Annotated in this window: 19 protein-coding genes; 12 read left to right on the plus strand and 7 right to left on the minus strand. The window is 62.7% G+C overall.

Features of this window, described 5'->3' with window-relative positions:
* Positions 1-21 precede the first annotated feature (21 nt).
* From ACQ4WO_RS11645 to ACQ4WO_RS11660, 4 genes are read left to right on the plus strand one after another with little or no spacing between them, the layout of a single operon-like run.
* Positions 22-1,416, plus strand: a complete 1,395-nt coding sequence (locus ACQ4WO_RS11645) for a class I SAM-dependent methyltransferase (protein WP_436481565.1) — start codon at positions 22-24, stop codon at positions 1,414-1,416.
* Complete coding sequence (locus ACQ4WO_RS11650) at positions 1,416-2,759, plus strand: sensor histidine kinase (protein WP_319991892.1); 1,344 nt, start codon at positions 1,416-1,418, stop codon at positions 2,757-2,759. Before ACQ4WO_RS11645 ends, ACQ4WO_RS11650 begins: the two co-directional genes overlap by 1 nt.
* 1 nt (position 2,760) lies before the next feature.
* Entirely contained in the window at positions 2,761-3,858 is a 1,098-nt protein-coding gene (locus ACQ4WO_RS11655; RefSeq protein ID WP_436481566.1) for a hybrid sensor histidine kinase/response regulator, read from the plus strand.
* Complete coding sequence (locus ACQ4WO_RS11660) at positions 3,851-4,864, plus strand: response regulator (protein WP_436481567.1); 1,014 nt, start codon at positions 3,851-3,853, stop codon at positions 4,862-4,864. Before ACQ4WO_RS11655 ends, ACQ4WO_RS11660 begins: the two co-directional genes overlap by 8 nt.
* 71 nt (positions 4,865-4,935) lie before the next feature.
* Here the strand turns inward: ACQ4WO_RS11660 and ACQ4WO_RS11665 are convergent, their stop codons facing one another.
* On the minus strand, positions 4,936-5,463 hold the full coding sequence (locus tag ACQ4WO_RS11665) for an SRPBCC family protein (RefSeq protein ID WP_436481568.1): 528 nt from the start codon (positions 5,461-5,463) through the stop codon (positions 4,936-4,938).
* A gap of 215 nt (positions 5,464-5,678) precedes the next feature.
* Between ACQ4WO_RS11665 and ACQ4WO_RS11670 the strand changes: the two genes are divergently transcribed.
* Together ACQ4WO_RS11670 and ACQ4WO_RS11675 are read left to right on the plus strand one after the other, a co-directional pair.
* Positions 5,679-6,464: a DNA/RNA non-specific endonuclease gene (locus tag ACQ4WO_RS11670; RefSeq protein ID WP_070279907.1), complete on the plus strand. Its 786-nt coding sequence runs from the start codon at positions 5,679-5,681 to the stop codon at positions 6,462-6,464.
* A 21-nt stretch (positions 6,465-6,485) separates the two neighbouring features.
* Positions 6,486-6,740: a hypothetical protein gene (locus tag ACQ4WO_RS11675; RefSeq protein WP_436481569.1), complete on the plus strand. Its 255-nt coding sequence runs from the start codon at positions 6,486-6,488 to the stop codon at positions 6,738-6,740.
* Positions 6,741-6,776: 36 nt separating this feature from the next.
* Here ACQ4WO_RS11675 and ACQ4WO_RS11680 read toward each other — a convergent pair whose 3' ends face one another.
* The 6 genes from ACQ4WO_RS11680 to ACQ4WO_RS11705 all read right to left on the minus strand — a co-directional run bounded on the left by ACQ4WO_RS11680 (position 6,777) and on the right by ACQ4WO_RS11705 (position 13,148).
* A complete protein-coding gene (locus ACQ4WO_RS11680; RefSeq protein WP_436481570.1) occupies positions 6,777-7,412 on the minus strand; it encodes a VOC family protein in 636 nt (211 codons plus the stop codon).
* Between the two features lie 102 nt (positions 7,413-7,514).
* Positions 7,515-10,379, minus strand: coding sequence for a M16 family metallopeptidase (locus tag ACQ4WO_RS11685; RefSeq protein WP_436481571.1), 2,865 nt, complete (start codon positions 10,377-10,379; stop codon positions 7,515-7,517).
* Positions 10,380-10,469: 90 nt separating this feature from the next.
* The gene (locus ACQ4WO_RS11690; RefSeq protein ID WP_436481572.1) at positions 10,470-10,802 is read right to left on the minus strand and encodes a type II toxin-antitoxin system RelE/ParE family toxin; all 333 of its coding nucleotides are present in this window, start codon (positions 10,800-10,802) and stop codon (positions 10,470-10,472) included.
* Between the two features lies 1 nt (position 10,803).
* Positions 10,804-11,091: a type II toxin-antitoxin system Phd/YefM family antitoxin gene (locus ACQ4WO_RS11695; RefSeq protein WP_436481573.1), complete on the minus strand. Its 288-nt coding sequence runs from the start codon at positions 11,089-11,091 to the stop codon at positions 10,804-10,806.
* An 81-nt stretch (positions 11,092-11,172) separates the two neighbouring features.
* Positions 11,173-12,159, minus strand: coding sequence for a sensor domain-containing diguanylate cyclase (locus tag ACQ4WO_RS11700; protein ID WP_436481574.1), 987 nt, complete (start codon positions 12,157-12,159; stop codon positions 11,173-11,175).
* Between the two features lie 89 nt (positions 12,160-12,248).
* Entirely contained in the window at positions 12,249-13,148 is a 900-nt protein-coding gene (locus tag ACQ4WO_RS11705; RefSeq protein WP_436481575.1) for a sensor histidine kinase, read from the minus strand.
* Between the two features lie 288 nt (positions 13,149-13,436).
* On the opposite strand from ACQ4WO_RS11705, the gene queE reads away from it, so the two are divergent.
* The 6 genes from queE to ACQ4WO_RS11735 all read left to right on the plus strand — a co-directional run bounded on the left by queE (position 13,437) and on the right by ACQ4WO_RS11735 (position 19,873).
* Positions 13,437-14,072: a 7-carboxy-7-deazaguanine synthase gene (gene queE / locus ACQ4WO_RS11710; RefSeq protein ID WP_436481577.1), complete on the plus strand. Its 636-nt coding sequence runs from the start codon at positions 13,437-13,439 to the stop codon at positions 14,070-14,072.
* A gap of 8 nt (positions 14,073-14,080) precedes the next feature.
* Positions 14,081-14,527, plus strand: a complete 447-nt coding sequence (gene queD / locus ACQ4WO_RS11715; protein ID WP_034755997.1) for a 6-carboxytetrahydropterin synthase QueD — start codon at positions 14,081-14,083, stop codon at positions 14,525-14,527.
* Entirely contained in the window at positions 14,520-15,032 is a 513-nt protein-coding gene (tadA, locus tag ACQ4WO_RS11720; RefSeq protein ID WP_436481578.1) for a tRNA adenosine(34) deaminase TadA, read from the plus strand. The genes queD and tadA overlap by 8 nt, the downstream gene beginning before the upstream one ends.
* Before the next feature lie 187 nt (positions 15,033-15,219).
* Positions 15,220-17,583 (plus strand): TonB-dependent hemoglobin/transferrin/lactoferrin family receptor, encoded by a 2,364-nt coding sequence (locus ACQ4WO_RS11725; protein WP_436481579.1) that lies wholly within the window; start codon positions 15,220-15,222, stop codon positions 17,581-17,583.
* A gap of 62 nt (positions 17,584-17,645) precedes the next feature.
* Positions 17,646-18,803: a hemin-degrading factor gene (locus tag ACQ4WO_RS11730; protein ID WP_436481580.1), complete on the plus strand. Its 1,158-nt coding sequence runs from the start codon at positions 17,646-17,648 to the stop codon at positions 18,801-18,803.
* A 152-nt stretch (positions 18,804-18,955) separates the two neighbouring features.
* Positions 18,956-19,873, plus strand: coding sequence for an alpha/beta fold hydrolase (locus ACQ4WO_RS11735; protein WP_436481581.1), 918 nt, complete (start codon positions 18,956-18,958; stop codon positions 19,871-19,873).
* Positions 19,874-19,887 lie beyond the last annotated feature (14 nt).

Here is a 19,887-nt window from a genome sequence, read left to right on the forward strand (position 1 = left end):
GCAACTTGATAATGCTCAATCGTGTATTCACAATCGCAGATCGATCCAGTCGTCAGTTTCCGCAACACCCAGGGTGAGGCGGTGCGCGGCACGATTTTCAACTTGCAGCGCAATTCGCTGGTCATGGAAATCTACAATCCATACTCGATTGTGCAGGTCAGCGAGGTGCTCAATGACGTGACGGTACGCATGGGGGCGAAAAACGCCTACGTCGGCAAGGCCGTCGTCATCAGCAGCGTCAACACAGGCCTGACCGCCATCGTTTCCGTGACACTGATCGACGAGTGGCGCGAATTGAGCGACGTGGTCGTCGTCAAGGGCGCCGTGGCGAAAGAGTCCAGCGCCTTTGTGGCGGGCTGGGGCGAGCGCTTCCGCATCCGCCGCGACTACCAGATCGTCGTCAACGAAATGCGCGCCTTTTTGTCGGAAGTGGCGCGCTGGGTCGAGCAGGTCGACTTGTCCGACTCGCTGCCCAAGGAAAACGGCCGGCTGCGCCCCGATATCTTCGATGAACTGGCCTTGCCGCTGATGGAGCAGACCCAGCTTTACTTGCGCCAGCTCGAGGTGGAAGCCTCGCTCGTCGAGGAAGAGCGGGCACCGGCCCACCGCGCATTTGCCCAGGCGGCGCTGCATCCTTTGATCCTGCGCGCGCCGTTCGTCTTCCGCACGTTTACCAAGCCGCTCGGCTATGCGGGCGATTACCAGATGGTCAACCAGCTGCTCGACGATCCGCGCCAGGGTCCGAGCACGTATTTTCAGATCGTCAATGCGGCCTTCTTGCAGGCGGCCGTGGCCACGGCGCACCGCAACCGCATTGATATCCTGACGGAATTTTTGGCAGAAAAGGCGGCCGCGGCGCGTGCCGCGGGGCGTGTGTACAAAGTGCTCAACGTGGGCTGCGGCCCGGCCATCGAGGTGCAGCGTTTTCTCGAGACGTGCCCCGATGCGCAGTGGCTGGCCTTCGAGCTGGTCGACTTCAGCAGCGAGACGCTGGACTGGACGCGCGCGCGCCTGACCACCATCATGCAGCGCACGGGAAGAGTGGTCGAGATCGATTATGTGCACGATTCCGTGCATAACCTGCTCAAGCGCCGCCATGGCTCGGGCATCACGGGCTTGCCCGGCAGTTTCGACGCCGTGTATTGCGCCGGCCTGTTCGACTACCTGTCCGATAAAGTGTGCGCGCGCCTGCTGATGCACTTCGCCTCGCGCGTGGGGCCGGGCGGACGTTTGCTCGTCACCAATGTGCACGCCGACAACCCGGGCAAGTTCGGCATGGAACATTTGCTCGAGTGGCATCTGATCTATCGCAATGAAGCGGGCCTGTCGGCCTTGCTGCCCGAACATGCGACGGAGCCGAAAATCTATGTCGACGCGACGGGCGTGAATGTGTTCGCGGAAGTGAGCATTCCTTGATGGATACTCCAGGCCTGCACGCCGGCTATACGGCCGTTTTGCGCGACTTCCGCCTGGAATTCAGCCGCGGCGGAGCGTACACGGGCATCGTGCTGATCCTGCTGGGCATGGGCCTCGATTCGGCACTGTATCCGGACAAGCAATCGGCGTTTACCAGCGCGCGCATCGTCGTGTCCGTGCTGATCTTTTGCGTCGTGCTGGCCATGCGCACGCGCTGGGCGCAAGACCGCATCCAGGGGCTGACGTTTGTCTGGCTGATCCTGCCGCAAATCATGATCGCCTGGATGATCGCCATCACGGAAGGCGCCACCTCGATCTATTACGTAGGCATGACCCTGGCCATCTATTCGTCGGGCATCGTGCTCGCTTTCGGCCTGTGGCAAAACATGGTCTTCGGCGCCATCTCCTGCCTGCTGTACGTGGGCGCCTGCGCCTGGCATGCGGGCGGCTTCGACTTGCCGGGCACGTTTGTCGTCAACTGTCTGTTCCTCATCATGTCGGCCAGCATCAGCGCCGTCTTTACGTATTTCAATGAGCGCGCCCGCTTCATGCTGTTCCAGCTGAAGGCGGAAGTGGCGCAAAAGAACACGCAGCTGGAAGAAACGAATAAAAGCCTGGCCGATATCAAGGGACAGATGCTGCAGCAGGAGAAGATGGCCGCCATCGGCACGCTGGCCGCCGGCATGCTGCATGAGGTCAATAACCCCGTGAATTTCTGCATGATGGCCATCGAAGTGGCCATCGAAGACCCGGCCGCCAAGCAAAGCGCGCTGGTGAGCGAATGCCTGGCCGACGCCAAGCAGGGCATGCTGCGCGTGCAGCACATCGTGTCCGACTTGAAGACCTTTGCCTACCGCAAGAGCGGTAATCAGCTGGAAACGGGACACTTCCAGTTCCGCAGCGCGCTTGACGCGGCCATCCGCCTGGTGGGGCATGAAACGAAAAATGTCAGTATCAGCCACGACTTGCCGGTTGACACCCTGGTGCGCGGCGACGAGGCGGCCATCGTGGGCGTGCTGATCAACTTGCTGGGCAATGCCGTGCTATCCATGCGCAAGGGCAATGCACCGCCGTTCGAGATCCGCATCACGGCTCACTGGGACGACAAGCGCCTGCGCATCAGCGTGCGCGACAACGGCCCCGGCATCGCCCCGGAAAACCTGGCGCGGGTGTTCGAGCCGTTCTTTACCACGCGCGAAGTGGGGCAGGGGCTGGGCCTGGGCTTGAGCATCAGCTATGGCGTGATCGAGCGCCACGGGGGAACATTGAGCGCCGAAAGCGAGCTGGGCAAATGGGCCAGCATGAATTTCGACTTGCAGCGCTCCGATTGGGAGGGCCGCTAGCATGGACAGCGATAGCCGCGCCAGCGTGCTGTACGTGGACGATGAAGCGCTCGCCTGCAAGTATTTCGAGCGCGCCGTCGGCCCTCGCTACCGCGTATTGACGGCACAGAGCGTCGATGCGGCGCTGGCCTTGCTGGAAGACGAGGCCGGCCAGATCGACGTGCTCGTCACCGATTACCGCATGCCGGACCGCCTGGGCAGCGAGCTGCTGCAGGAAGTGGCGCAGCGCTATCCGCACATCGTCTGCATGCTGGTGACCGCCTATGCGGACAAGGACGTGCTGCTCGAGCTGATCAACGGCGGTACCTTGTTCCGTTTGCTGGAAAAGCCGCTCGACCTGGCCGCCATGCAAACGGCGCTGCAGCTGGCCGTGCAGACGGGCCGCGAACGGGCCGCGCGCCGCCAGGGCCTGGTGGCGATGGAGGAATCGCTGGCCTTCCTCGCGCATGAATTGAATACGCCGCTGGCGGCCATCGCCAATTTTGCGCGCGGCATCGCGCGGCGCGCGCAGGCGGACGCCGCACCGCAGGCCGAGATCGGCGAAGCGGCCGCCCTGATGCACGACAATGCGCGTTATTGCCTGTCGGTCCTGGCCAGCTTTGTCGACACGGTGCGCCTGGCCAGCGCCGGGCCGGGCATGCAGGGAGGACGCCGCGCCGGCAGCGCGCGCCAGTTGCTGGACGCCTTGCTCGACAGCTATCCCTTGAGCGCGGCCCAGCGCGCCGCCATCACGGTCGAAGTGGGCGAAGATTTTTCCATAGCCGAGTCGCCCAATTGCGTCGCGCTGATATTATCGTCCGTGCTGGCGAATGCCTTGCGTTCGGCCGGCGAGCAAACCCGTCCAGCGATCGGCATCCGCATCGATGCCGGCCGCATCATGGTGCGCGACAATGGCGCCGGCATCGCCCCCGAGATTGTGGAGCAGCTGTTGATCGACCCCGTCAGTGCCGGCGGCGGCGAAGGCAAGGGCTGGGGCATGGTGTTTTGCCACCGCATGATGCAGTCGTTCGGCGGCAACCTCGATATCGCCACCGAGTTTGGCACCTCCACCGCGGTAACCCTGAATTTTCCAGTACATATAAGGAACGAGCATGATTGACGCCAATCTGCGTTTACCGGCTCAGCGTGAGCCGGCGCAAGGCTTGCCGACGATACTCTATGTCGATGACGAGGCCAACGCCCTCAAATACTTCCAGCGCGCCATCGCGCCGCTGGCCGACGTGCTGACGGCCACCTCGGTCGAGGAGGGCAAGCGTATCCTCGACGAGCAGGCCGACCGCATCGCCGTGCTGGTCTCCGACCAGCGCATGCCCGGCGCCTACGGCAACGAATTGCTGTCGTACGCCTGGGACCGCCATCCGCATATCGTGCGCATTTTGACCACCGCGTATTCCGAACTCGAGCACACGGTGGAAGCCGTCAACCAGGGGCAGATCCACCGCTACATCCAGAAGCCGTGGGATATCGCGGCCCTGCGCATGGAACTGAAACAGGCGCTGGAACTGGCGCGCTTGCGCAATGAACACGCCCAGTTGTTGCGCGAAAAGCTGATGGTGCGCCAGCGGCAAGCCGTCGCCAACCGCATCGGCACCCTGTACGCCTTGTGTGCCAGTCTGGCCGGTCCGGAACAGCAACTGCCCGTGGAAGCGTATCTGTCGGCGGCCCTGACGGCCGGCGTCACGCCGCCCGAGCCGGACTGGCTGCTGATGGATTATGCCGACCTGGTCAGTTCGGAAGCGTTCCGCGGCACGGCCTTTGCCGCCGCCGTGCGTCAGCAGCTCGACACGCTCGAGCGCGAGCATCCGGGGCGTGGCGTGGAGCAGGCGATCGACATGCTGCTGCCCGTGTTCGGCGCGGCGCTGCAAAACCAGGGCGGCACGGCACTGTTCCTCGATGGACGGCTGCTGACGGAATTCCTGGAAACGCCGACCACCACGCCCGTCTCGTCCATTCACTCGTTTTGGCTGGCCAGCTTGCTGTGGCTGGCGCGGCGCGGCTGGTCGCTGCAGTTGAGCAAGACGGAATCGGGCTTGCAGGGCAAGGTAGTGCAGGCTGAACCGGCGCTCACGCCAGACCATCTGGCCGCCTGGATCGAGCAGTTCTGAGATTGTCCCCGCAAGGGGTACCAAATAAAACAGGGCCGCGCGGGCCCTGTTTCCTTTTGCTGCGAGCGGGCTTAGCGTTCCGCAGCCGCCTTCAGGTTGTTCAAGCCTTTTTCAAAATCCTTGCCGATCATCCTGTCCATGCTGACGAAGACCGTCATCACCTTGCTGACGTATGGGCTGGGGCCCGTCATGGTCCAGTTCACCTTGGTGCCGTCGCCCTCGGGCGTCATGGTAAACGTGGTGGTGTTGTGGCTTTCGAAGGGCTTGAGGAAGTCCAGCTTGATGACGGTGCGTTCGGGCTGTGCCGCTTCCGTGATTTCCATGCGGCCGGCGCCCACCTTGTCATTGCCCGTCCACGCATATTGCGCTCCCAGGCCATTGGCCGGGCCCGTAAACGTGCGGCGCATGGCGGGATCGAGCTTTTCCCACGGCGACCAGGCGGCCCAGTAATGGAAGTCCGTGATCAGGGCGGCGATTTTCCCGGGCGGGGCCTTGATGGTGATTTCGCGCTGGACACTGAAAGTATCGGGCTTGGTGGTGGCATAGCCGAGGATGGCGGCGACGACGACAACGATCAGCAGCAGGGTTTTTTTGATCATATGCTCTCCAAATCTTGAATGGTCGATGCGAACGAATCAAGGCAATCTTAGCAGATATGAATGGCTGTGAGCGGCCTGTTGGCCTTTATTTGCACCAGCTCTGCGCAGGACCGCCTGCACGCCCATTTTCCGGCGCACGCCAGGTTTGCGCGGGTTTGTGATGATGGCCGCCGTCCGCTAGAATGCTGGCCTGCAATGATTTCACTTAGGGAAATATGATTCAACGATCGATCGCCAGGCTGACCCTGGCGTGCGGCTTGCTGGCTTCCGCCTTTGCCGCGAACCTGGCGCATGCCGATGCCTGTCCCGCCCATTACGTCGATGGCCGCAAGCCGGAAATCACAAACCCCAAGCTGGACGTGGCAACCAAAGAGCTGTGCTACAACGTGTTTGGCGTAATGCACTCGGGTATCACGCGCACGCCGCTGTGGTCGGCCGAGCACCTGACGGCGAACAATCTGGAAGCGGCGCAGGACTTGTCGCGCGAAAACTCCTTCCACGCCGAACGCAAGCTGCCCGCCGCCCAGCGCGCGGAGCTGGCCGACTATGCGCGCAGCGGCTTCGACCGTGGCCACATGGCGCCCAACGGCGACATGCCGGACCGCCAGAGCCAGCGCGACAGCTTTACCCTGGCCAACATGGTGCCGCAAGACGCGCGCAACAACCGCTATGTATGGGCCGGTATCGAAGGCGCTGTGCGCAAGATGGCCAAGAAAGAGGGCGACCTGTACGTGATCACGGGGCCGGCTTTTATTGGCGGCAACTTGCGCAAGGTGGGCCGGGTAATCGTGCCCAGCCATCTGTACAAGGCCGTGTACAGCCCGCGCCAGCGCGCCGGCGCCGCCTATTTCATTGAAAACGTCGATACCAAGACGTATGAAGTGTTGAGCATTGCGCAATTGGAAGACAGGATCGGCATCGATCTGTTACCGTCGCTGACGCGCCAGCAAAAGTTGCGCATGCTGAGTTTGCCCAAGGTGAAAAGCAAGTCCAAGAAATAAGACCGTCAAAAAGGAAATCCCATGTGCGCAAAGAAATTCGTCCCGTATGCCAATGAAAGCGATGTGCTGGAAATCGGCAGCCTGACCATCGAAAACCGGATCGACCGCATCAGCATCAGCGGCGACATCGACCTGACCCTGGACAAACCGGGCCTGACCCTGGCCAAACAGCTGCAAAAACTGCTGGCCGACGTGGTGGCGCAGCTGGAAAAGCAGGAGCTGCCCGACCAGCTGCCGCCGCCCGAGGTGACGTCGGTGGCCAATCCCTTCGAGTGAGTTGGCAGCGCGGGGGAGGTTGATCGCCCGCCGCGCTTACAATCGACGCGGCCCCTGCGGCGTATTGATGTGGGCGACCAGGCCGGCGCCGCGTTCCGCTGTCGACGCGTGCACAACAAGCTGACCTTCAAGGCCCAGCGATAGCAGCAAGCGTGCAATGCGTTCCGGTTCGGGATGAAACAGTTCGAGCTTGATGAGGGACAGCCCCTGATCCTGCAGCTTGGCCGCCGGGTGCGCCCCCGCTTGCCACTCGATGAGTGCCGGGGCGACGCCATGCAAGGGCAATGCGCCATCGCCGGGAATGGTGATCAACCAATTCAGGGCACCCCGGCTCATGGCTTCGATATTGCCAAGCGGCTCCGAACACGCCGCAACGCTGGCCTCGATATCGGCGGTGCGGGCTATCCAGGTGGAGAGTGCCGGCGCCGCATCGGCGGCCAGGATGTCAAGCGCGAACCAGCGGGGCCGGGACGGTAGCGGCGCCTCGGGGTCGGGTGCGATCACTTCCAGGTAGACAGCATCGCCTAGCCTTAGCAGAAGGTTATGCGTCCCCATGCGGGTATGCGCTCCGCCAGCCTGAAGTTCTGCCCCCAGCGCCAGCCGCACCAGCTCCGCACCCGCTTCCAGCGTTGGCGCCGTGATGGCGATATGATCAATGTGACAGCGTGGCATTCCATATCCTTCACCGCAGGTCGTTGATGTGTTCAAGTCTGGCCATCCCCGATCCCCCCCATCCGACATGCTTCGTCAGATGGGGGGGGCCAGCACCAGCCCTTACTTCGCGAACGCCTGTACCGCTGTGGTGACGGTGACGGCTGCCGGCTTGATGTTCAGTTTCATCGCGCCGATGACCTTGTCTTCATCGAGCAGGGCTTGCGGCTTGTTGCCGTCGTACTTGATGGGAGAAAACGCGTCGCTGACGAGCTTTTCCTTCAAGCCGGCCGCATCCTTGGCGACGATCACGACGGACAGGTTCTTCGCCGACAGGTGCTGTTGGATGGCGCGGTTGACGTCCGCCAGCGTCAGTTTCGACAAGCCATCACGCATCAGTTTGGTGAACTCGGGCGTACCATACCATTGCGAATCGAGCGCATAGCCCAGTTGCTGGTCTTGCGTCGACGTCATGACGAAGACGTTCTTCATCAGGTAGTCGCGCGTGGTGGCGAAATCGTCCTGCGTCAGGCCGTTGTCGATCAGCTTGCCCAATTCCGTCAGGGCCACGCGCAAGGCGAAGTGGGCGTTGTCCGGCGCCACGGGGCGGATCCAGATTTCGAACAGCTGCGCCTTGCGGCCCAGGTTCGGGTTCGGGAAGAACTGGAACATGCCGCGCGGGAAGGCTTCAATGTACGCATAATCGCCATAGTTCATGCCGCGGATTTCACGGATGCGCTGGTACAGGTAGGAATTCGAGGCGCGGTGCTCGCCCAGCCATGTTTTCGCCAGCCACAGGGCGGGGAAGTCCGGGTGCGTGCGCGTCACCTCCAAAGGCAGGCCGAAGGAAATGGCCGTCGCGCGCGTGTTTTTCTCGATGATTTCCACTTCCAGGCCGTTTGCCTTGCGGCCCGCGGGTTTCACCGTTGCCGGCAAGCCTGGGCCTGCCGGCAAGCTTGCCAGCGCCTGCGTCAGGGAAGCCGTCATGGCCTCGGAGACGTCGCCGGAAATGCCCACCTTGACGGCGCCTTGCGCATACGCGCTCTTCCAGAACTGTTTCACGTCGTCGAGGGTGATGGCGTCGATGCCGGCGACCGTGCCCAGCACCGGGTGGCCGTAAGGCGTGCCCGCATACACATTCGTTTGCAGGCGTTCCTTGGCGAATTCCTCTTCGTTATTGTCCTTCAGGTCCAGCAGCAGCGCGTTCTTTTGCGCGTCCTTCAGGCGGCGGAAGTCGTCTTCGCGGAAACCGGGCGAGAGCAGCAGCGGCAGGGCGATGGCGTTGAACTGCGTCCAGTTATCCTTGTGGATGGAACCCGTAAACGTCGTCATTTCCTTGTCCGTCTGCTGGCTGAAACTGCCGGCCAGCGGGAACAGGGCCTGGTTGACTTCGTCGATCTTGCGCTCGGACGAGCCACCGGACGCCACCATGGACGCCGTCAGCGCGGCCAGGCCTTCCTTGCCTTGCGGGTCTTGCGCGGAACCGGCCATAAACAGCAGCTTGTAGCGGATTTGCGGCAGCGCGGACTTTTGCACCAGCACGTCGAACTTCGCGTTCGAGGCGGCCGGCAGCAGGCTGGCCAGCTTCGGCGTGGTGGCGATGGCGGCGGCCATCGGCTGATGCGACAGGGTCGTCACCACCAGGCCCTCGTCCGTCAGGTATTTGCGCGCGGCCGCCTGCAGGTCGGCCGGCGTGAGCGTATCGATCAGGCGGTAGTACTGGTTGATGGTGGCATACGAGCGGTCGAAATGCACGAAGGAAGCCAGGGTGCCGGCGATCTGCTCCGTGTTGTCGAGTGAGCGGATCAAACCGTATTTTTCAGCCGACTTGGCGTCCGCCAGATCTTTTTCGCTCACTGGCGTGTCGCGCAGCCGCGCCACGGTGGCCAGGATGGCATCGCGCACGTAGACGGCGTCATCGATATTTTTCACGCGCGCGCCGAGCACGGCCAGGGTAGGATCGACCCGGTCCGGCGTCATCTCGAACAACTGGTCGACCTTTTGCTCGTTTTGCACCAGGCGTTTATACAGCGGCGAGGTGCGGCCGAACGACAGCGACAGCAACGTTGCCAGTGCGGCCTGGTCCTTGTCCTTCACGGAAAACGCGGGCGCGTGGAAGCCGACGGCCACCCATGGCAGGGTCGGTGTGGGCCAGGCCACGTGCTTGTAGACGGGGCCGCGCGGGGCGGGCTCGACGGGCACGGCCGCCTGCTGCTTGCCGCGCTGCCAGCCGCTCCAGTATTTTTCCACCAGCGCGATGGCTTGCTGCGGTTCCACATCGCCGGCGATGATGATGGTGGTGCGCTCGGGACGGTACCAGCGGTCGAAGAAGATCTTCGAATACGCGTACTGGTTCGGCATGTCTTCGATGTCCTGGATAAAACCCATCGTCGTGTGCTTGTAGGTATGCGTCGTGTAGGCGCTGTCGCGCATCACTTCGAACAGTTTCGAGACGGGATTGGCGCTGTTCTTGTTGTACTCGCCCAGCACGGCACGCGACTCCGTCTTGAACGCGTCTTCCGCATAGTCGAGGTGCTGGAAGCGGTCCGCTTCCACCTTCAGCACGGTTTCCAGGTCCTGCTTGGCAAACGTTGTGTGGTAATTGGTCAGGTCGTCGCTCGTATACGCGTTCTGGCGCGCACCGGCGCGGGTGATCACTTCCTGGTATTTTTCGGGCGGATACGCCTTGGTGCCGCGGAACATCATGTGCTCGAAGAAGTGGGCAAAGCCGGATTTGCCCGGCTCGACTTCATTGCGCGAACCCGTCTGCACGGGAATCTGCAAGGAGACCAGGTTCGGGAAACCGGTCGGCACGATGATGATCTTCAAACCATTGGGCAAGGTCTTTTCCGTGGCCTTGAACGGCAGTAGGGCGGCCTTGCTGGCAGTGGCGCTGTGGGCGGCGGCCGGTTTGACGGGTGCGGCGCCCAGGTTCGACGAGGCCATGGCCGACAGGGCCAGGGCGAAAGCGGGTAATAAAGCGGGCATGATTCTTGACACGGGGGCTCCTTCTTTTTTGGAAATGTGGAAAGTGCAACGCCGCAGCATAGAATATTCGTGCCGCCGTGCATAGGGGCTTTAAAAGTCGGGCCGCAGGATGCGCTTGGTGAGGTGGGTCAGAAAGTCGCGCCGGGTGGGCAGGAACATGCGGATGTACACGATGTCGTGCGCGCGGTCATGGTGGTAGACGACGCGGATCTCTTCGCACAGGCGTTGCCGCACATCCATGCCGACTTCGCGGGCGGCTTCGATGGGCGTGCCGCTGTCGGGAAAGGATTTCAGCTCAGAGAATAATTGCCGGAAAGCGCAGATGAACTGCGCATGGCTGGCGGCCGTATGGCGCGCCTTGAAGTCGCTGCGCAACTCATTGAAATCGGCTTGCGCGCTTTTCAGCACGACGATGCGCGTCATCTCAAGCCTGGTCGAGGCTGGCCAGGAAATCCTCTTCGGACACGACGTCGCCGCGCGCGATGTCCTGGTTGCCCATGGCGATTAGCTTCATGAACGCATGCTGCTCCTGCATTTGCTGCGCTTGCCGTTTGCCTTCCTGATACGCGTGCATGGACAGCACGACCATTTTCGCTTCGCCATTTTGCGTGATGATGATGGCCTCGTCCTGGCCAGCGTCAAAGCTGTTGACGATCTCCGTCGTATTGGCCTTGAGGTAGGAAATCGGCTTGATGCGCTCCTTGAGGTTCATGGCGGCTCCGCGATTGAAATGTGGGATAGGACCAAATATACACCAAATTTAGTCGTGTTTCCGGATGCTGGGACTTGTTGCTTACGTTAGCGTCGTTTCCGGCAGGCTGATGCGGTTGCGGCCCAGGTGCTTGGCGCGGTACAGGGCGCAGTCGGCCGTATGGATCAGCTGCCCCGGTTCCGTGCCGGGGCCGGGCAGGGCCGTGGCGGCGCCGATGCTGACGGTGACGCAGGCGCCGTCCGGACGCTTGCGCGGCAACTGCAGCCGCTCGACGCGGTGGCGGATGCGTTCGGCCACGATGGCCGCGCCCTTGAGCGACTGGTTTGGCAGGATGACGGCAAACTCTTCGCCGCCGTAGCGCGCCACCAGGTCGTTGGCGCGCATTTCGCTGGCCACGGCGCCGGCGACCTTGCGCAGGCACAGGTCGCCGCCCTGGTGGCCGTGGCTGTCGTTGTATTCCTTGAAATTGTCGACGTCAACCATCAGCAGCGACAACGGCTGGCCCTGGCGCTGGGCGCGCTGCCACTCGGCCAGGATGGTGTCGTCGAAGCAGCGCCGGTTGGCCAGCCCCGTCAAGCCATCGCGCGTGGCCAGGCGTTCCAGTTCCACGTGCGCGCGCTTTTCGTCCGTCATGTCGCGCAGGGTTTCGACGACGGCGATCAGTTCGCCGTGATTGCCGTAGATGGGGCTGGCATCGACGGCCAGGTAGCGCCGCCGTCCCGTGCGCGGCATGTCGCACCAGTTTTCCGCGCACAGGTTGCTGCCCGTGCTGCTGCGGTATTGCTGCTGGGTATGCAGGGCGCGCATGTCGCCGCCGCGCCCGGCCAGTAGCAGGTCGGCCAGCGTGGGGCGCTCGTCGTTGTAAAAGCAGCGACCCGGTTCGCGCGCACCCAGCACTTCGCTTGCCGGCACACCCGTCAGCTGCTCGCAGGCGCGGTTCCAGATCATCACCCTGCCATGCACATCGAGTACAAAGGTGGGCACGACCAGCAATTCCATCATCTTGACGGCGAAACCCTGGGCTTCACCATATGGCGATGGGCTGGCATGTGCGTGGCTATCCGGCATGAAAGCATCCTTCTTGGGCGTGAATGGGGCTGGCTCGTTGGCCATGATGCAGCGTGGCGTAGCGACGGTGTTGATATTGAGCAATATTTTCAGTGATGGAGCATTGCTTCGTCGTGGCAGACCGGCAGGGGCAGCGACACGCGCAAGGTGGTGCCGGCGCCGCTGCGGCTGTCGATGTGCAGGCTGCCGCCGGCGGCGGCCACGCGCTCATGCATGCCGGACAGGCCGCAACCGAGGCGCGGCGGCGAGCCCGACAGTCCGATGCCGTCGTCGCTGATGCGGCAAGCCACGGTGGCGCCCGTTTGCTGCAGACACAGCTGGACATGCGTGGCGTGCGCATGGCGGGCAACGTTCGCCAGCGCTTCCTGCACCACGTGATACAGCAAGGCGCCATGCGCGCGGCCGGCGGCGGCGTCGAGCTGGTAGTCGCAGCCGCAGCCGATGCCGGTGGTACGCGTAAAGTCGGCCAGCAGTTCATCGCATGCCGCTTGCAGGCCCGCGTCGAGGGCAGGCGGGCGCAAGTCATGGATGGCGCAGCGCAGCGCCGCGATGGTCAGGTCGACATTGCGTGCGATCACGGCCAGCTGTTGCGCCAGCTGGGGCGCCGCCTCATGCGTGCTGGTCTGCAGCATGGACAGGTCGATCTTCAGGGTCAGCAAATGCTGGCCCAGGTCGTCGTGGATGTCGCGCCCGATGCGCAGGCGTTCCTGCTCGCGCGCCTGCTGTTGCCCGCTGGCCAGGCGCGCCTGCTCGCCGTCCTCGCGCAGCTGTTCCAGCGCCTGCAGGCGCAGCTCCAGGCGGTGCTGGCGCCACAGCAGCAGCGTCAGCGCACCGAGCAGGACGGCGCAGGCCGCCATCAAAGGGGAGGGTGCGCCGGCCGGCGGCATCGGTCCCGCCGCGTATCCGGTGTGCAGGGTGGCGAGTGCGCTGGCCGCCAGACAGGCCAGAATGCTCAGGCGGTACGGCAGGCGTAGCCAGCGTTGCATCATTTCTCGCTCCCTAAATGTTTTCCAGAAGGCAATCTTATTACAGAAAATATATTAACTGCGGGCTATTTATATTGTCTAAACGCAAAAGCTGCGCAGTTATGCCTTTCGCCGTGGCTTTCTGGTCCTTTGGCGCCGCACGGCCAGGTGACGGGCACGGCATTTGCACGGGAAGTGTCGTGGCGGCATATAATAGAGGGTTGTCAATCGGCTTTTGCGGTTCCGGCGGTATGCGCCGGCATCGCTGCGTACGCCCTGCGCGAGGACGCCAGCCAGCTCTTAGGAAATACAGTGACTTATAGCATCAAAGAGATTTTTTACACCCTGCAGGGCGAAGGTGCGCACGCGGGCCGTCCGGCCGTGTTTTGCCGCTTTTCCGGCTGCAACCTGTGGACGGGCCGCGAAAGCGACCGCGCCACGGCCGTGTGCCAGTTCTGCGACACGGATTTCGTCGGCACGGACGGTGAACTGGGCGGCAAATTCAAGACGCCGCAGGAACTGGCCGCGCTGATCGACAGCCTGTGGCCAGCCAGCTATGCACCGAGCAAATACGTGGTGTTTACGGGCGGCGAGCCGCTGCTGCAGCTGGATACGGCCCTGATCGACGCCATGCACGCGGTCGGCTTTACCATCGCCATCGAAACCAACGGCACCTTGCCCGTGCCGGCCGGGGTGGATTGGATCTGCGTCAGCCCGAAGATGGGTTCGACACTGGTCGTCCACAAAGGCAATGAAATCAAGGTGGTCATTCCCCAGTTCCAGCAAGACCTGGCTGCTTACGAACAACTGGATTTCGAGAACTTCTTCGTGCAGGCGATGGATGGCCCCCTGGCCGCGCACAACATGAAGCTGGCCATCGAAACATGCAAAAGCAACCCCAAGTGGAAGCTGAGCCTGCAAACCCATAAACTCCTGCAAATACTTTAACAACACATATGCTGACTATCACACGCAAGCTCGAATTCGACGCGGGCCACCGCATTCCCGACCACAAAAGCCAGTGCCGCAATCTGCACGGCCACCGCTATACGGTGGAAATCACCCTGGTCGGCAAGGTCATCGAAGCGGAAGGCAATTCCGACAATGGCATGATCATGGACTTTTCCGACGTGAAAACCCTGGCCAAGCAGCACCTGGTCGACGTCTGGGACCACGCCTTCCTCGTCTACGAAAAAGACACGGCCGTGCGCGACTTCCTGGCCAGCCTGCCCGACCATAAAACCGTCGTCATCGACCGCATCCCGACCGTGGAAAACCTGGCGCGCATCGCCTTCGATATTTTGAAGGCCGCGTTTACCGACCATTTCGGCACGGGCTTGCACCTGCATAAGCTGGTGCTGCATGAAACGCCGAATTGCTGGGCAGAAGTCACCGATGACTGAAACGCACGCTAGCGCGCAGGACGCGCGCTACATGCAGCTGGCCCTGGAGCAGGCCCAGCACGCGTGGGACCTCGGCGAAGTGCCCGTTGGCGCCGTCGTCGTCAAGGATGGCGAAGTTATTGCCGTCGGCTACAACCAGCCCATCGGCCGCCACGACCCGACCGCGCACGCGGAAGTGATGGCCTTGCGTGCGGCTGCCGAAAAGCTGGGCAACTACCGGCTGCCAGGCTGCGAGCTGTACGTGACCCTGGAGCCGTGCGTGATGTGTTCGGGCGCCATGCTGCATGCGCGTCTGGCGCGCGTGGTGTACGGCGCGGGCGACCCGAAGACGGGCGCCTGCGGTTCCGTGCTGAATCTGTTCGAGCAGCCCGCGCTGAACCACCAGACGGCTATCGAAGGCGGCGTCCTGGCAGAGGAGTGCGGCGCTTTTCTCAAGCGTTTTTTTGCCGAACGCCGCCGCGCGCAGGCGGAAGCGCGCAAGCTGGCCCATCCGCCGGCCTGTTAGCCTAGTCTTGCCAGCCATCCCGGCTGGCATTTTTATAATTGTTGCGAAATAACACCTGTCTAGATCAATTGTCATTCTCAAATGAGAATGATTCGTGTTACAGTATTGTTTTCGCCAGCAAACTTTCCTTGCGCATCGTTATCGATCCGGGTTCAAGAGCCAGCCTTTACTCTTAGACCGGACCATCATGACTACTGTGCTTCCGCAGCGCACCGCTGCACCCGTCGTATCCCCAGCCAGCCTGCCTGCCCGCCGCCACAACCTGGTGCTGCGCGCCGCCTTGCTGGGCCTGTTCGCCGCGCCGATGCTGCCTGCCGTTGCGCAAAATGCCGCTATCAACGCGGGCACGGCCGCCCAGGAACCGGCCAAGCTGCCGGTCTTCCCGGAAATTGTCGTCAATGCCAAGCAGGATTACGAGCGCCGCGCCGGCACCAAGACGGTCATTAGCAGCGACGACCTGGAGCGCCGTGGCGTGACGGACATGGCCGGCATCGTGCGCTACCAGCCGTTGATCAGCACGCCGATGGCGGCCTCGGGCGCCGGCAGCGTGTGGGATGGTTCGGGCAACACGGGCTACAACATCCGTGGCCTGGAAGGCAACCGGGTCAGCCTGGACGTCGATGGTATTTCCTTGCCCGACGCGGCACCTAAGCCCGATGGCAATACCCTCAACGCCTTCGGCACCGGCCGTGATTATTTCGATCCTGAAACCTTCCGCGAAGTGCGCATCGATTCGGGCACGACGGCCGTCAGCGGCGCCAGCCCTGGCCTGGGGGGCGGCGTGGCCTTTGTCACCAAGTCGCCCGAGGATTATCTGGGTGAAGGGCAAGACCATTACGTGGCCTATAAATACGGCCGCGCGACGGCCGACCGCAGCAATGCGCACACCCTGACGGGCGCCGCCAAGCTCGGCGCCAGCCTGCAAGGCCTGGCCGTGTACGTGCACCGCGATGGCGAGCAGCTTGACAGCCGCGGCAGCGCTACCGTCAACCCCGACGACTGGCATTCGAACGCCTTGCTGTCCAAGCTGGTGTGGACCTTGCCTGGCGAACAGAAGCTGGACTTGACGGTCGATATGTTCGAGCGCAAGAACAAGCGCGATCTGCGCAACAAGGTCAGCACGTACTATCCGACGGGCGTGCAGCAGGATTCCACCACCAGGCGCACGCGCGTCAGCCTGGGACACGACGTGGTGCTCAAGGATTTCGCCCTGTTCGACCGCCTGACGTCGAAAGTGTATCTGCAGAATGCGAAAACCGATGACAAGACGCAAGGCCGCTACACCTTCGGCAGCCCGGCACAGCGTACCATCGACACCAGCTTCAAGAACGACAGCATCGGCCTGACGTCGGAAGCGTTCAAGCAGCTCAATGCGGACAACGCGCTGCTGTACGGCGTGCAGCTGGAACAGCTGAAAACCCGCCGTCCGTGGCGCGAAGACCGTGTCATCGTTGCCACGGGCCAGCATCAGATCACCAACAAGAACCGCATGGCCGACATGGACACGACCAAGCTGGCCTTGTACGTGCGCGACGATCTCGGTTTCAATCTGGCCGGCAAGAAAGCCGTGCTGACGCCGGGCTTGCGTGCCGACTACCGCAAGAACGAGCCGAAAAACCTGCAAAACTATGTGATCGCCGTGCCGAACGCGGCCAAGGAAGTGCGCAAGGAAAGCGACACCTATTTCACGCCGAGCCTGAGCCTGTCCGTGGAAGTGTTGCCGCAAATGAGCGCGTATGCCACCTTCACGCGCGGTACGCGCCTGCCGACGGCGGCGGAGCGCACGGGCACCTATGATTCCTTCAGCTACACGGGCCGCGGGACGGGCTACGCCGTGCTGGGCAATGCGAACTTGCGCAAGGAAACCAGCCAGGCCTATGAACTGGGTTTGAAGGGCGACATCGTCAAGGGCTTGAGCATGCACGCGTCCGTCTACCAGACGGAATACAAGAACATGATCGAGTACGTGATGCAGGAAGACGATCCCGTGAACTATCCCACCATCGTGCAGGGTTTGTTCCGCCCGGAAAACATCGGCGATGCCCGTACCTGGGGCGGCGAGCTGACCCTGCGCGCGGAGCTGGGCGCCTGGGCACCGGCCATGCAGGGCTATCGCGTCGACCTGGCCACGGGCGTGGCCAAGGGCCGCTCCTTCAATACCCGGACGGGCGAGAGCGGCGGCCTGGCCTCGGTGGCGCCAGCCAAGACGGCGCTGACCTTCGGTTACGACCACACCAACATGCTGTTCGGCCTGGAACTGACGGCGCTGCATGCCGGCGACAAGCAGGCGCCGAACGACTTGCTGATGGGCACGACCGCGCCGCGCTTCAAGGTGCCGTCGTACACCATCTTCGACTTGTCGACTTACTGGAACGTGCACAAGAACGCGAAGATCATCGTCGGCGTGTACAACTTGACGGATCGCAAGTACTGGGATTACGCCGCTTCGCGCAGCCTGTCCGCCGGCACCACGGCCGCCAGCCGCGCCGAGATCGAGCGCTACGCCAAGCCGGGCCGCAACGTCGCCGCCAGTCTCAGCATCAGTTATTGATTGTTAACCGGGGAGGGGTGTTTGCCCCTCTTTTTTTCCATGTTTGATTGAATGGTCTCTCTATGAAGTTATCCAAACTCGTTCTATCCCTGCTAGGCAGCCTGCTGATCGCAAACGCATACGCGGCCCCAGCCACTTTGGCGGAACGCTGGTCCACCTTGCGCACGGAACAGCCGAAGCTGCAGATCCGCGACGCGGCGCGCGCGCTGGGTGTGTCCGAAGCACAATTGCTGGCAACCAATATCGGCAAGGGCGTCACGCGCCTGCAGGCCGACGGCAACCAGCCGCGTGAAATCATGCGCGCCGCGCTGGACCTGGGCATTGTGCAAGCGATCACGCGCAATGAAAACGGCGTCATTGAAACGACGGGCGTCGCCAGCAAGTTCAAGCAGGCGGGCGACAAGTCGGAACAGGCCGACGCCAAGCAGGATCCGGAAACGGAAGCGCGCCAGCGCAATATCGCGGGCGGCTACCTGGGCGGCCAGATCGACCTGCGTTTCCACTTTGAAAACTGGAAATACGCGTTTGCCGTGGAGCAAGCGGGCCGCGATGGCAAGCCGACGCGCAGCCTGCAATTTTTTGACGCCAACGGCACGGCCGTGCACAAGATCTATCTGCGCAACGAGCCTGGCGTGGCCGTCTACGACAAGCTGGTGGCGACGTTCCGCATGCCGCAGCAAAGCGCCGAGCTGAACGTGCTGGCCGTGGCGCCCAAGGCCGCTGAAAAGCCGGACGCCGAGATCGATGTCAAGGAATTCCAGCTGGCCTGGAAAGACATGACGGACGTGCACCAGTTTGCGCAAATCATGCGCGAGTTCCATTTGACGCGCGAACAGGCGCTGCGCCTGGCGCCCGCCGGCGTGGTCGAGCGCGTGACGCCGGAAGCGCTGCGCACCCTGCTGGAAAACGCGGCCAAGGACAAGGTCGCCATCATGGTATTCCTGGGCAATGAAGGCTTGACGCAGATCTACAGCGGCAAGATCGAAAAAACCATGGCCGCCGGCGGCTTCTTCAACGTGCTGGACCCGGACTTCAATCTGCACATCCGCGACACGGCCCTGCGCAGCGGCTGGGTCGTCAAGCGCGGCGGCGTCACTTCCGTCGAATTCTTCGACAAGGAAGGCACGCAAGTGGTCTCCTTCTTCGGCGTACGCGAGCGCGGCAAACCGCAGCCGCAAGCGTGGGTGGATCTGGCCGATTCCTTGCCTAAGGCCAAGTAAGGTGCAGCAAGGTTGCCGCGCGCCGTACCGGCGCGGCAACACTTCAGCTGAGTGCCGCGTGCCGGTCTCATGTCTGAAGCACAATAGTGGTATGCTGGTTGCAAGGCCGCAGCGATCGTGCCTGCGTGCTGGTTCCTGTAAGAGAGGCAATCATGGCAACCATCATGGCGAACGGCCTCAACATAGCTTATGAAAGCCACGGCGACCCCAACGATCCGTGCGTGCTGCTGGTCATGGGCCTGGGCATGCAACTGATTGCCTGGCCGGCGGACTTCGTCGAAGGCATCGTCGAGCAAGGTTTTCGCGTGCTACGTTTCGACAACCGCGACTGCGGCCTGTCGAGCAAGATGGCGCTGGCGGGCAAGCCGTATCTGCCCCTGGCCTATGTGAAAAACTTGTTGGGCTGGCCCCTCAAAACTTCCTATACCCTCAATGACATGGCGGACGACGCTCTGGGTTTGCTGGCGGCCCTGCGCATTGCGCAGGCGCACGTGATTGGCGTGTCGATGGGCGGCATGATCGCGCAAGTGATGGCGGCGCGCGCGCCGCTGCAGGTGCTCAGCCTGACGTCCATCATGTCGAGCAGCGGCCGGCGCGGCTTGCCCGGCCCCACGCGGGCCGCGCGCAATGCCCTATTGCAACGTCCGAAGCGCAATGCCAGCCGCGCCGAACTGATGGCGCACATGGCGGCCACCGTGCGCGTCATCGGCAGCCCTGCCTATCCCGTGTCGGAAAAACTGCTGTACCAGCGCATCGAAGCGGCGCTGCAGCGCGGCAGCTGCCCCGAAGGCGTGGCGCGGCAGATGGTGGCCATCGCCGCGTCGGGCGAGCGCACGGCCCTGTTGCCGAGCATCAGTTGCCCGGCGCTGGTGATCCATGGCGCGGCCGACCCCTTGATCCCCGTCGCCTGCGGCATCGATACGGCGGCGCTGATCCCGGGTGCCCGGCTCGAGGTGATCGAAGGCATGGGGCACGACATGCCGCCCCAGTTGATCGAGCGCCTGCTTGCCTTGATCGATGTGCATCTGCAAGGTAAGATGGCGCCCCAGATGCGCTCCCAGCCAGCCTAGGCGCGCCCACAACT

It is taken from the genome of Janthinobacterium aestuarii (genome assembly GCF_051380835.1).
GTDB lineage: Bacteria > Pseudomonadota > Gammaproteobacteria > Burkholderiales > Burkholderiaceae_D > Janthinobacterium > Janthinobacterium aestuarii.